At 50.4% G+C, this 12863-nt stretch carries 13 protein-coding genes; 5 read left to right on the top strand and 8 right to left on the bottom strand.

Going from position 1 to position 12863, the window contains the following annotated elements; translation table 11 throughout:
• Window positions 1–565, top strand: a 565-nt coding sequence (locus AC3DOM_RS03555; protein WP_487917648.1) for a DUF6391 domain-containing protein, incomplete at its 5' end; no start/stop codon positions are given.
• A gap of 1 nt (window position 566) precedes the next feature.
• Window positions 567–1541, top strand: coding sequence for a DNA polymerase III subunit delta (holA, locus tag AC3DOM_RS03550; protein WP_487917647.1), 975 nt, complete (start codon window positions 567–569; stop codon window positions 1539–1541).
• A gap of 8 nt (window positions 1542–1549) precedes the next feature.
• Here holA and AC3DOM_RS03545 read toward each other — a convergent pair whose 3' ends face one another.
• Together AC3DOM_RS03545 and AC3DOM_RS03540 are read right to left on the bottom strand one after the other, a co-directional pair.
• Window positions 1550–2185 carry an acyltransferase gene (locus AC3DOM_RS03545; RefSeq protein WP_487917646.1) on the bottom strand — a complete coding sequence of 212 codons (636 nt, stop codon included), beginning with the start codon at window positions 2183–2185 and terminating at the stop codon, window positions 1550–1552.
• Between the two features lie 6 nt (window positions 2186–2191).
• Window positions 2192–2512, bottom strand: coding sequence for a cupin domain-containing protein (locus AC3DOM_RS03540; RefSeq protein WP_487917645.1), 321 nt, complete (start codon window positions 2510–2512; stop codon window positions 2192–2194).
• 77 nt (window positions 2513–2589) lie between these two features.
• On the opposite strand from AC3DOM_RS03540, the gene AC3DOM_RS03535 reads away from it, so the two are divergent.
• On the top strand, window positions 2590–3792 hold the full coding sequence (locus tag AC3DOM_RS03535) for a DUF711 family protein (RefSeq protein ID WP_487917644.1): 1203 nt from the start codon (window positions 2590–2592) through the stop codon (window positions 3790–3792).
• 53 nt (window positions 3793–3845) lie between these two features.
• Window positions 3846–4763 carry a branched-chain amino acid transaminase gene (locus AC3DOM_RS03530; RefSeq protein ID WP_487917643.1) on the top strand — a complete coding sequence of 306 codons (918 nt, stop codon included), beginning with the start codon at window positions 3846–3848 and terminating at the stop codon, window positions 4761–4763.
• A 411-nt stretch (window positions 4764–5174) separates the two neighbouring features.
• Here the strand turns inward: AC3DOM_RS03530 and AC3DOM_RS03525 are convergent, their stop codons facing one another.
• From AC3DOM_RS03525 to AC3DOM_RS03500, 6 genes are all read right to left on the bottom strand, one after another.
• Window positions 5175–5942, bottom strand: a complete 768-nt coding sequence (locus AC3DOM_RS03525) for a hypothetical protein (RefSeq protein ID WP_487917642.1) — start codon at window positions 5940–5942, stop codon at window positions 5175–5177.
• A 62-nt stretch (window positions 5943–6004) separates the two neighbouring features.
• Window positions 6005–6901: a peptidylprolyl isomerase gene (locus AC3DOM_RS03520; protein WP_487917641.1), complete on the bottom strand. Its 897-nt coding sequence runs from the start codon at window positions 6899–6901 to the stop codon at window positions 6005–6007.
• A 77-nt stretch (window positions 6902–6978) separates the two neighbouring features.
• Complete coding sequence (gene groL, locus AC3DOM_RS03515; protein WP_487917640.1) at window positions 6979–8619, bottom strand: chaperonin GroEL; 1641 nt, start codon at window positions 8617–8619, stop codon at window positions 6979–6981.
• 101 nt (window positions 8620–8720) lie between these two features.
• Window positions 8721–9017, bottom strand: a complete 297-nt coding sequence (locus AC3DOM_RS03510; protein WP_487917639.1) for a co-chaperone GroES — start codon at window positions 9015–9017, stop codon at window positions 8721–8723.
• A 305-nt stretch (window positions 9018–9322) separates the two neighbouring features.
• The gene (locus AC3DOM_RS03505) at window positions 9323–10672 is read right to left on the bottom strand and encodes a tetratricopeptide repeat protein (protein WP_487917638.1); all 1350 of its coding nucleotides are present in this window, start codon (window positions 10670–10672) and stop codon (window positions 9323–9325) included.
• Window positions 10669–11925: a tetratricopeptide repeat protein gene (locus AC3DOM_RS03500; RefSeq protein WP_487917637.1), complete on the bottom strand. Its 1257-nt coding sequence runs from the start codon at window positions 11923–11925 to the stop codon at window positions 10669–10671. The genes AC3DOM_RS03505 and AC3DOM_RS03500 overlap by 4 nt, the downstream gene beginning before the upstream one ends.
• Window positions 11926–12296: 371 nt before the next feature.
• Between AC3DOM_RS03500 and trmD the strand changes: the two genes are divergently transcribed.
• A partial coding sequence (gene trmD, locus AC3DOM_RS03495) for a tRNA (guanosine(37)-N1)-methyltransferase TrmD (RefSeq protein ID WP_487917636.1) occupies window positions 12297–12863 on the top strand: 567 nt, incomplete at its 3' end.

Below are 12863 nucleotides of genomic sequence, written 5' to 3'. Positions count from 1 at the left end.
CCCCGTTCACAGGAACGGGGCTTTTCTCTTTAAAGGGTATAATCAGCGCATCTCAAATTTGGAGCTAAAAATGTCTCTTCTCAATTTGCCCCTGATACTCGAAACCCGTCGCAATCACGCCCTTGAACACGCCACCCTGAAAATTCTGGGGCCGAAATATCCTGCCCGTCCTCTGGGTGGACATTCCAACCCAACCGGTTTCGTTATCCTGGGTGATGTGGATACGGAGGATCTCCGCGCTGCGGCGGATGAGGCCCTCAAACGTCTCCGCGCTGGCGAAAGCGACTTGGCGATTCACCCCGGCTGCGGCACCAATTACGCGACCTCCGGCTTGCTGGCCGGTTCCCTGGCCTGGTTCGGACTTTCGGGCAGCGGGCCGATGCGCAGACGTTTATGGAGGATTCCCCTGATATTACCTCTGGCGATCCTCGTTTGGGGACTGAGCAAACCCCTGGGTCCCAAACTGCAAGCCAGGGTCACGACCGAAGCGGAGATGGGGGCCCTGGAAATACTCTCAGTGCAGAAGATCCGCCCAGCTCTTCATAGAATTTCAACCAGGGGATAAGATGTCCGAAAAGACCATCCGTGTGCTCTATCTCTATGGGAACGATGAATTTGCCATTTCCCGGCGTTTGCAAAAGGTGCAGCAACGGGTGGACAAAGATGGGATGAATACCTCTCATCTGGAAGCTCGTCTGGCGGGAATGGATGAACTGAATTTGGCTGTGAATTCGATCCCCTTTTTAGCCGAGCGGCGATTGGTCTTGCTTGAAGAACCCTCGGCGCGTTATCCAAAAGTTAAAGGACGCAAAGAGTTTTTAGCCTTTTTGGAGAACGTGCCTCCCAGCACAGTTTTGGTCCTTTATGAAGTGATCGACGAGAAAAAAGCCGCCAAACACTGGCTGGTGAAATGGGCGGATTCTGCGAATGAGATTGCCCGCACCGAGCGTTTTATGCTCCCGAAAGCCTGGAAAACGGGCGAGTGGACAACGCGCATTCAGCAGGAGACCAGTCAGCAGGGAGGAGAGATCGAGAGTCGCGCTGCCGCGAGACTGGCAGAAATGACCGGGCAGAATACGCGCCAGGCCGCGCAGGAGATCACCAAATTACTCACCTATGTTAATTTTGCACGGCCGATCACGCTCGAAGATGTCGAACTGGTCAGTGTATCCACCGCCCAGGGCGATATTTTTGCCCTTGTGGATGCACTGGGCAGCAATCGGGGGAAAGAAGCCCAGGCCATGCTGCATCGCTTGCTCGACGAACAGGATCCCTTCTCGATCTTTGGGATGGTCGTCCGTCAATTCAGGCTGCTTTTGTTGGCGCGTGAGGTGATCGAAAAAAACGGAAATGTGCAGGGGGAACTTAAGGTACATTCCTTTATCGCTCAAAAACTGGCGTCACAGGCTCGTCAATTTGATCTGCCCACACTTGAGGCGATCTATAGGCAGTTGTTGGTTATTGATGAGCAGGCCAAAACAAGCCAGGCCACCCTGGATTTATCTTTGGATATGTTCGTGATGGAGTTGGCTGGAGGGTAAACTTTCGTTTAGGGAGCTTTCTGCTCCCAAGTAAAACTTTCTTTCAATACCCCTGCGGGAACTCCCCCGATCATAGCATTTTCGAGCTTGAATTTCTTTGTCACCACACTCCCCATCGCGACAAGGGTATTATTTCCAATAGACGTCCCAGGCGCAAAACGGACTGCACTACCAAGATAACAATTTTCACCGATGGCAATATCACGGTCGAGGATTCCCGCACCGTGTGTCCAAAATTGGGATCCGATTCCAGCAATCCATGAACCAGCTCCAATTGTGAATGTGCCAGCCACGTCGATATAATGTTGGGATGTAATTAAGGTGTCATTAGCGATGACAAGGTTTCGGGCGTAATTCGCACCAGCATGTTCTGCGCGGGTTGTCCAGTAACCGCAGGAGAAAATGTTCCGATGTCCAATAGAAGCGCCTTTACCGATTGTCATCTTCATCGGTCCAGTAAAGAGATTTCCCCATCCGATTTGGCATGCTCCGATCTCAGCATCGTCTACGGCGATAATCGTGCCAAAGCCGAGTTTTGCATCCACGATCTTGTAGCCCAGTAAAATTCGATAGGCGGTGACGCGCAGAAAACTGAAAGGCAAAACGCTTATTAGCGTCGCTAAAACGAGCTTTAGTTTTCTCATCCGACCTTATTTATAATCCTCTCGAACAGGGTAAAAAGTATCCATGATCTGGCAATCGGTGATCGCTCGCCCGGAATGCTTCATGTTGGATGGGATTACCGCAACCGTCCCCGCTTCAAGTTGACGGATTTCCCCATCAAGTGTCATCTCGAATTTGCCTGAGATCACGACTGAGATTTGTTCGTTGATATGGGCGTGCTCGGGCAAAGTCGCCCCGGCTTCAATTCTCCAGAAGGTTGCGCTCATATTTTCGGCGTGCACAAAGGTGCCATGAAAACCGGGCACAATTTCTCTCTCTTCAATTGTAGAAAGCTCAACAAAAGGCATTCTTCCTCCTTGTGATTTGACCATGAACGGCATAAAATCCAATGCAACCTGATTGTAAACCATAAAGGAAAGATCTTATGAAAATCCGCTCGATCACCTATTTTTTCAATCCCGACTGGCCGCTTAATGAGGCCAAACTCCGCGTGGCAGATGAATTCCTGCGAAATGCCAAATCTGCTTATCAGGGTGCGGGATACGAAGTCCAGACGACGCGTTTGGCAACCCCCTCGTTCACGCAGATTCTTGGCAAGGCAAAATTGGATGAAACGCCCGCGCTTGCCAATCAACTTGCTTCCGCCATGGAAAATATGGATGCGGAGTATGCCTCCCTCGGACCCGCTTTGCCCGAAATGCCTCAGAGCTATGCCGTCATCCCCGAGGCAATTGAAGCGAGCGAGAATATCTTTTTCTCCGGTGAAATGGCCTCCGCTAAAAAAGGGATCTCAATGACCGCCCTCAAAGCGTGTGCAGAGGTGATCGTCCGGGCCGCGACTCTCAGCCCGGACGGATTCGCTAACCTCCGTTTTACCGCGCTGGCAAATGTCCCCGCGGGCGGACCCTTCTTCCCCGCTGCCTATCATGATGGTGGTGCGCCAGCTTTTGCCCTTGCCCTCGAAGCAGCCGATCTGGCGGTGGATGCTTTCGATGGTCAACGAACCGTGGATGAGGGCCGGAAAAAGCTGATTAAATCTTTGGAATCACATGGCAAAAAACTGACTCAAGTCGCTGACTCGCTGAACCATAGATTCTTGGGTCTTGATTTCTCCCTGGCCCCATTCCCCGATGATGCGATTTCGCTTGGCGGTGCAATGGAAGGATTCGGGATCCCAAAGGTGGGACAGCATGGCTCACTTGCGGCAGCGGCGATTTTAGCGGAATCCATTCAACGCGCCGATTTTCCCCATACCGGCTTCAACGGGATGATGATGCCCGTCCTCGAGGATTCAATCCTGGCCCAACGCGCTGCGGAGGGGTCACTGACAGTCAAGGATTTGCTGCTCTACTCCGCCGTTTGCGGGACGGGGCTGGATACTGTTCCCCTTGCCGGAGATGTGAGCAGAGGGCAAATCGCGGCTTTGTTGCTTGATATAGCGGTAATGTCTCTCCGGTTGGCGAAACCACTCACGGCGCGGCTGATGCCCATTCCTGGCAAGCAAGCCGGGGACAGGACCGAATTCGACTTCGCCTTTTTTGCGAATAGCCGCGTGATGGCATTGGATGCTGTCGGACTTGATCTCCCCTTTGCTGGAGATGAAGTCATCAAAATTCAATCGCGCTGATCTCTTGCAGTATAATCAGCGGAAAATAAATTTCCCACTGGAGGTATTTTTCGATGGATCTTCCCCAATATGCTTATTTTAAAGGTGCGATTGTTCCCTATGCAGAGGCAAAGGTTGGCGTTCTAACCCACGCGCTGAATTACGGAACAGGGGTTTTTGGTGGCGTGCGTGCTTATAAAAATGATGAGAATGGCAAATTATATCTTTTCCGTCCTTATGATCATTATCGTCGTTTTTTAAATTCATGCAAGATGATGCTGATGGAATTTGATGAAACACCAGAGAGCCTGACCCAACTGACCATCGATCTGCTAAAGAAAAGTGGCTTTAGTGAGGATGTTTATATCCGCCCCCTGGCTTATAAATCTTCTGAGATGATCGGTGTGAAATTGCATGATGTAGAGGCTGATTTTTCAATTGTCGCCTTACCTTTCGGGAAATATGTGGCCAACGATACCAACGCCCATGTGACGATCTCCTCCTGGCGGCGTCTGGATGATAACGTCATCCCGGCGCGTGGGAAGATCAGCGGGGCCTATGCCAACTCAGCCTTTATCAAAACAGATGCCATGCGCTCAGGATTTGACGAGGCCCTGGTCTTGACGCAGGCTGGACATCTCTCTGAGGGGAGCGCGGAGAATGTCTTTATTGTGCGGGATGGGGTTATGATCACACCTTCGGTGACTGAGAATATCCTCGAAGGAATTACGCGCCGCTCGGTGATGGAACTCGCAGCGGCAGAGTTGGGTATGGAAGTCGTCGAACGCCCGATTGATCGCACGGAGGTTTATATTTGTGATGAACTCTTCATGACGGGAACTGCTGCACAGGTGACTGCGATCACAAAGGTGGATCATCGCCCCGTCGGTAATGGGGAAATGGGCCCGGTTGCTGCAAAACTGCGTGATCTATTCTTTGATATTGTGCGCGCAAAGAACCCCAAATATTCGGCCTGGAATATAGAAGTGTAATTGCTCAAAATAGAGTTGTCTTACAAAAGTATTCAGTTCCTGAGCGGAGCGTAGCGCAGTCGAAGGACGGTTTTACAAGAACCGCTCTTCGACTACGATTGCGCTTCGCTTTATCTCCGCTCAGAGACTGTATCTTTACCACCAACATTTTGAGAAACTACTGAGTCTGAGTTATGGATAAGATGTTTCCAATAGCTTCATGCGGGCTAAAAGCCCTCCCTCAGTACATGGAAGCTCTCGGGCTGATGTTTGTAACCCCGAAGGGGCTTTGACGAGTTGAGTCCGCACTGAATTTGTGCTAAGCATAACTCAGGTTACTAAAGAAGTTTAGGTCACCACCAAGAAACACATAGCTAAAGAAAAAGCCCCCCAAGGATGTTTTCCTTGAGGGGCTTTGCATTTACTTATTCTTTAGCGCACTTGTCTGAAAGTAATAAAAACCGAGTTCTTTTCACAATCTGCTAAGGTGCTAAAGCGGATCTCATCCGAGAGGGGTAATCCAGCCTGATCAAAGATGCGGATAAATAAGGTTTCATCCGAAGGTAATGGCACATCGCTCAGCATAAAGTCAAAACCAGAAATTCCATAACCAAATGAGTTGGCTGTCCCTGATATTTGTGGACCAAGATCAACTGTTTTACCAACTAACGTTCCCTGTACCCGAACCTGAACTCCCCAGTAGTGGGCACCATTTAAATCTAGTACAACCCCACCAACCCCTAGCCAATTGCAATTTGTATCGGGATGAAAGATTGTGGCATCAACATATTTTATTTCCGCTGTAAAAGGCATTCCAGGGGTTGCCGTTGGGTCAGGCGGTTTTGGAGTGGATGTTGGTTCAATAAGATATAAAGGTGTTTGGGTTGATATTGGCGTAAAAGTTGCCCGAGAAGTTGGGGTGATCGTTGGTTGGATTGTAGGGGTCTCGGTCCACAATTCGTCCAATTGCAGGGGAGTGATCGTCGCGGAGGGGATAATGATCGGCGGGATGGGTGTATTTGGCGGCAATGGATTTAACGCGGTATAGGGGTTAATGAATAGCAGCAAAAAATATGCGCCCATACAAGCTGCTGCAACCAAAGTCAGGATTGAGAAAATATCCAGCATATCAAGGCTGAAGCTTTTCTTTCCAGATTCTCCATCCGCAAAACTATCATCTGTATAATCAAAATCGGCCATAAAACACTCTCCATCCTTTTAAAAAATGCAGGACTTTTTATTTTTGTAGATGGCACTCATTCTTATTTGTTCTCTATTTTACTCGCTTCACGTTCTTCTTGAAGCCAATCAAGCAAAGCTTTCTCTTGGAGAGCCAGGAGTGCGTCTGGCGAAAGAGGATGTGAGCTATCTCGTTCAAAAACCATAATAATATGAAAGCCAATATCTGTTGATATTATTTCGCTGGGTTGCCCTATCCCTAAAGAAAAGGCAACCTCTTCAATTTTTGGCTCCAATAAATAGCCTCGTGGAAACCAGCCCAGCTCACCATTTGTCTTTGGATCGTAGGCCGCAGCCAAGTCCAGAAAATCAACACCTGCTGCCAACCTCGACTGAACCTCATCTGCAGTTTCCTGATTATAGAGCAAAATCTGCCTGACGTGTACCTGTTCGGCGGTACTGGGGAAAGTTGTAAGGATATTGTCACGCATCCAGGCTGCTTCGATGGCCCGTTTTAGGGCTTGATGGAAGGATGCCTCCGTGTACCCATGGTTTGCCAGCCAGGTGGATAGTGATTCTGCGCCCCCAATTTCCGCCGCTAACGCGTTGAGACGAGCTTTCACTTCGGTATCTTCGAGTGTATATCCGGCTTTTCGGGCAGCTTGGGCGAATAAGACCTGATCGGTCAGATCGTTAAGGACGCGCCCTTCAGCCTCTTCAACAGACACGGTTTTTCCCAGCGCGTTCTGTGCTTCTTGAAAACGGAGCAGCTCGGCGTTGAACTCATCCAGCGAAATAATCTCGCCATTAACTGTCGCCGCAGCCGGAACAGCAGTTGCTGTGGGTGGAGCAGATGGTTGAGTAGGGGGAGCAATCGTTGGGGTGAGGGAGTCAGAAGATGCTTTGCAGGCGGATAAGATCAGGATGATGGATATTGCCAATAGAGGGAGGCGTGATTGGATATTTACAAATTTTAACATTGCGGGAATTATACCCTTAACAAAAAAGTAGAGGCGGGTCTTAGACCCGCCCCTACTTTAGTATTTCTAGACTTGGTTTACATCATGCCGCCCATACCGCCCATGCCGCCTGGGGGCATTCCGGAGCCAGCGCCGCCCTCTTCGGGGACGTCGGTGATGAGCGCTTCGGTGGTCAGGATCATCGCTGCGATGGAGGCTGCATTTTCGAGCGCGCCACGGGTAACTTTGGCGGGGTCGATCACGCCGGCTTTGATCATATCAACATACTCTTCGGTAAGGACGTTGTAGCCAACTTTGCTATCTTTTTCGCGGCGGACGTTCTCAACGATTACGGAGCCGTCTTTGCCAGCGTTTTCAGCAATCTTTTTCATTGGGGCAACAAGTGCTTTCCGGACGATATTGATGCCAGTCTGCTCATCGTCGTTGTCGCCTTTGAGACCTTCGAGTGCAACCATTGCGTTGAGCAGTGCAACACCGCCGCCAGGAACGATGCCTTCTTCAACTGCCGCGCGGGTAGCGGAGAGGGCGTCTTCAACACGGTGTTTCTTCTCTTTGAGTTCGGTTTCGGTGGCTGCACCAACACGGATGATGGCAACGCCGCCGGAGAGCTTGGCAAGACGTTCCTGCAGTTTTTCGCTATCGTAATCGCTGGTGCTTTTCTCGATTTCAACACGGATTTGCTCAACACGACCCTTGATCTGGGCTGCGTCGCCTTTGCCGCTGACAACGGTGGTGTTTTCTTTGTCGGAGACAACTTTTACGGCGCGACCGAGATCTTCGATGGTTGCGGTATCGAGCTTGCCACCGGTCTCTTCAGCGATGACGTTAGCGCCGGTCAGAATGGCGATATCTTGCATGGTTGCCTTGCGGCGGTCGCCAAATCCCGGAGCCTTGATGGCGAGGACGTTGAGCATACCGCGCAGTTTGTTCAGTACGAGGGTCGCAAGGGCTTCGCCGTCAATATCTTCAGCGATAATGACCAGGTCACGTTTCCCGATCTGGATCAGTTTCTCAAGCAAAGGTACGAGGTCCTGGGCCGAGGAGATCTTCTTTTCGTGGATGAGGATATAGGGGTCTTGGATCACAGCTTCCATGCTATCAGCATCGGTGATGAAGTAAGGGGAGAGGTAGCCACGATCAAATTGCATACCTTCAACATATTCGGTCTCGAACTGCAAGCCCTTCGACTCTTCGACGGTAATAACGCCGTCGTTACCGACCTTGTCCATTACTTCAGCGATCAAGTCACCGATGATGCGGTCCTGGGCGGAGATGGAAGCAATATTGGCAATATCATCTTTTGAAGTAACTTCAACAGCCAATTCGCTGATTTTCTCGGCAACAGCGTGGGATGCTTTTTCGATGCCGCGTTTCAGGAGCATGGCATTGGAGCCAGCTGCGAGGGTTTTGAGACCTTCGGTGACGATGGCATGTGCCAAAACAGTGGATGTGGTGGTTCCATCACCAGCGATATCGTTGGTTTTTGTGGCGGCCTCTTTAAGAAGCTGCGCACCCATATTCTGGAAGGGATCTTCGAGTTCGATCTCTTTTGCAACGGTTACACCATCATGGGTGATGGTGGGGGAGCCGAATTTGCGGTCGAGAGCAACATTGCGGCCTTTGGGGCCGAGGGTGGTCGCGACGGCGTTGGCAAGAACGTCCATGCCTTCTTTAAGCTTGCGACGTGCTTCCTCGGAAAAAACGATTTGTTTTGCCATTGGTAAATCCTCCAAAAATTAAATTAGTTTTTTTGTTTTAATTCGCTCTCGGCGGAGTCCTTCGCGAAGCATCCTTTAGGGCGCCGCCGGCTAGAGCGTCATTAAATTTCGATTATTGCGAGAATCTCTTCCTCGCGGAGAATAAGGTACTCTTTGCCTTTATGCTTGAGCGACGAGCCGCCATAACGGGCGAACAAAACCATGTCACCGACGGCTACCTCCATCGCAACGCGCTGACCATTTCCATCGCGGAGCCCGGGGCCAATCGCGACGACAGTTCCTTGCTGGGGCTCTTCCTTCGCCGTCTCAGGGAGGGCGACGCCGCCAGCGGTGATCTCGTCTTTTTCAATCGGCTCCACAACGACGCGGTCGCTGAGGGGTTTGAGGGTCGTGGTCATTTTGGCAAATTTTCCTTAGACATCATTTTAGCACCCTAAGAGGCAGAGTGCTAATTCGCGACAGAATGATACTTGCCCCCTTCACCAGCGTCAAGGGATGATTATAAACTCTTACAAATTTCTGATATTGAAAGATCAATGAGATGTGTGTTGCAGTTGTTCTGAAATAAAGAAACTATCTCAAAAATGTCCCCTGCGCAAAGGACGCCACCGAGAGCTTATCTTTTGGCTTGCCTGTGCCCCGAATGGAGTGCTACCCGTCTTCAAAATTTGAGTGGTGATATTTCGATACCGATTTCTCCCCTTTATTCATTCAATGATTGGCAAATTGCCTCACCAGCCTGGACAATCCCCATAATATCGCGGTCGTCACTGTAATCGGCCCTGACCTCACTCATTACCGCCATCGCTTCCTCGCAATTATTTTCTTTGGGGCGGCTGAGCGCAGCGAGAACCGAGCCATAGGTGTAATAATAGACGACGGTATTTGGGGTCAGATCCAATCCGATCACGGAGGCAGGCGTATCATTAGGGCCGCAGCCACCGCGTCCCTCACAGGATTCTTCAGCTGTGCAGCCACGAATTGTACATTTTAATGCCGGGATCGATCCCTCGTAGTTGCGTGATTTGAAATAGATGATTCCCAACTGCCCATAAATATCTGCATTGGAGGGATCAATTTCCAGTGCCCGTTGAACATTGCGGGCGGCGATAAAGAATTCCCCTTCCTGGGAATATGTTTTGGAAATTGAGAGATAGGGAATGGGGTCTAAAATGCCCAGTTGTTCATTCAGGCGGGCGGCTTTGGCAAAATATTCCAACGAATTCTCGTAAAGCTGGGTCCGTGTTTCACCATTGGGGCTGTCAAATGCAAGCCGACGATAATTTGCGCCCGCTCGCAGATATAAAAAGGTGAGGTTTGGTGAAATTGCCAAAGCCTTGTCATATTCCTGAATGGCCTGGTTATATTGCCCCAGGGATTCAAGCACATAGGCGTTGACCCGATGCACATCCATGAGTGTGTCGTCCTGCTCAACCGCCTGATTGATATATTGTTCACCCTGTGACCACTTCTGCGCATCGACGAGAATTTCGGCATAATAGGCCAGGGCAAGCGTGTTTTGATTATCCAATTGGAGGGCGCGAACGGCCTCCTGCTCTGCTTCAAGGAGATAGTCAGCGGCCTGTTCGGTTCCGAAAAGGATGCTATTCGCATTCCAGTCCAGAACAAAGGCGCGGATGGCATGAACGGTACTATCATCCGGGGCCAGCTCAACAGCTTTGTTAATGGAAGCAAGCCCCTCCTGGAGTCTCTCCCGCTGCTGGTCATCTGTTGTAAGTTGGACGGATGAGTAGGTTTGAATACGCGCCAGTTTTGCCCATACCTCCGAATTTGCAGGATCGACACGGGTAGCCTCCTGATAGGCGGTGATCGCCGCTTCCAGCTTCCCTGCTTCAAATTGGGCATCCCCTTCAAGGGCATAGGATTTGGCAACGCGCGTGGGCGTGGGAGTGGGCAGGAATGGACGCTGGATATTCCCCAGTTCCACCTGGCGGATGAGCCAGATTCCACCCAAAATGAATACCAGTAGAAGAAAAATACGGTAGGGGTTGGTGGTTGGCTTGCGAAAAAAGATATTGGATTGTCGACTCATGCTTGTGGGGTGGGTGTTCCTTTAGTAACATCCGGAGCGATTTCTTTGGTGGCGGTGGGCGGATTATCAAGATTTTCCTGGCAGAGTCTAATCGCTTCGTTGGCATTGAAGACAGCCAGTTCGTTGCTGGGAATTGTGCCGATTATCTGTTGTGCAATTTGAAGCGCTTCACCGCAGCGGTTGAGCCTGGAGAGGACGATTGCGTAAGTGAAATAATATTCGGCTGTGCGCGTATTCGTATCGAGATTGAGTCCTTCAATAATTTGGTCTTCGCCGAGGCTGCCGCCGAAAATAGCCAGGCCCAGTTCTTGAGCGGCCTCCGGCCATTGGAAATTATGATAGTACATTACGCCCAGGTTACCGTGCAAAGCAGCATCCGTAGGAGCGTCTTTGATAGCCTGCTCAGCATATTGAGCGGCTTTGGCATATTCTCCGATCGAGGCATAGGTGCGCGAGATATAAAGATCGGGCAAGGGGTCGGCGGGGTTTAGGGCATTGGCACGGGTCAGTTCTTCGATAGCTTTATCGTATACACCCAGGGCACGGTAGTTTCTTCCCAAAGCAAGATGGAGGTCGGGGATATTTTCATTGAGGGTGATCGCGGTTTGATATTCACGAATGGCTTCTTCGTAATTTCCGGTTGCTTCAAGAACATAGGCCCGGGCCCGATGGGCTTCCATCAATTCAGGAGCCAGGCTGAGTGCCACGCGGGATGCCTCGACTGCCAATTCGATTGAATCAAAAGGCCCAGAGCCGGAAACATAAGAATCCACCAGAATCTCAGCATAGTAGGCATGTGCGAGGGCATTATTTGGGTTAAGTTCAAGTGCCCTTTTGCTTGAGGCTTCTGCAGCAAGAAAATCACCTTGAAAATCAAGAGCCCAGGCGTGAACGGCATGCGCCATCGAATTGTTGGGATTGAGCAGGATCGCGTTTTCTGCGCTGGTTTTGGCTTCTTCATATTGACCAATAAAGACTTGTGCCCGCGCCATAGCAATATAAGAGGCTGGGTCATCGGGGCGGGAGCGAATGGCTTGCTTGTAAGAATCAATCGCTTGCAAAAGCTTCCCCTGCCCAAAATAAAGCTCCGCTTCCGAAATAAAAGATTCTGGTGCACGGGTTGGTGTGGGTGTGTCCACAAAGGGTGTTTGGATGTCTGGGGCCACGTAACGATCAAAATAAACCACGGCAAAGATCATTGTCAATAAGACAGTAACCCAAAACCAATTAATCCGCCTGCGACGACGGTTCATAGACCATTTATTTCTACGTAAATACATGTGCGCATCTTACCATTGGGATGAGATGGGCGCAAGAAGACCCTCACCCCCAACCCCTCTCCCGCTTGCGCCCTCTTCGAGGATGCTTCGGGATGAGAGGGGAGTTAAGCCCAGAGAACGCGAAGTTTTAATTTCAGGACTTACGCAAAAAAACATTTTTTTTATGCAGCAATGCTTGGCGTTTCTGCTTGTCTACAATACCCCAACGCAGAGCATAGGAATAAGGACTAATAAAATGCATAAGCCCTACTTTGGTTTTCTCCGTAATCTCTGTGGTGAAGTTTTTCCACGAAATATCTAAACATGGACTTGCATCACGAACTACAAAAGGCTAGAATGAAGTCATGCAATTTGACATTTTTACCCTTTTCCCTGAAGTATTCCCCCCTTATCTAAATAGCAGCATCTTGAAGCGTGCCCAGCAAAACGGGTACCTTGGCGTGGAACTCCATAATATCCGCGAATGGACCCGCGATAAGCACCACGTTACAGATGACACCCCCTATGGTGGTGGTGGTGGGATGATCATGAAACCTGAGCCGGTTTTTGAAGCTGTGGAGGATGTGCTCGGGACACCGCCGGCTTGCCCCATCGTTCTTTTAACCCCGCAGGGGCGTCTTTTCACACAGGATGTGGCGCAGGAACTCGCCCGGAACGATAGACTTGCTCTGCTCTGTGGACGCTACGAGGGCCTGGATGAACGAATCCGGACCCATCTCGTTACCGACGAAATTTCCATTGGAGATTATGTCCTCACCGGCGGTGAATTACCCGCCCTGATTCTGATCGATGCACTCACACGGCTAATTCCTGGCGTTCTCGGTGATGAAAACGGCGCCGCGAACGACTCGCATGCCTCAGGTTTACTCGAAGGACCGCATTACACACGCCCGCCTGAATTTCGCGGCTGG

Source organism: Candidatus Desulfolinea nitratireducens, assembly GCF_982879505.1.
Note: the sequence above shows the minus strand (reverse complement) of the source record. Positions and strands in the feature narration are given on the sequence as shown.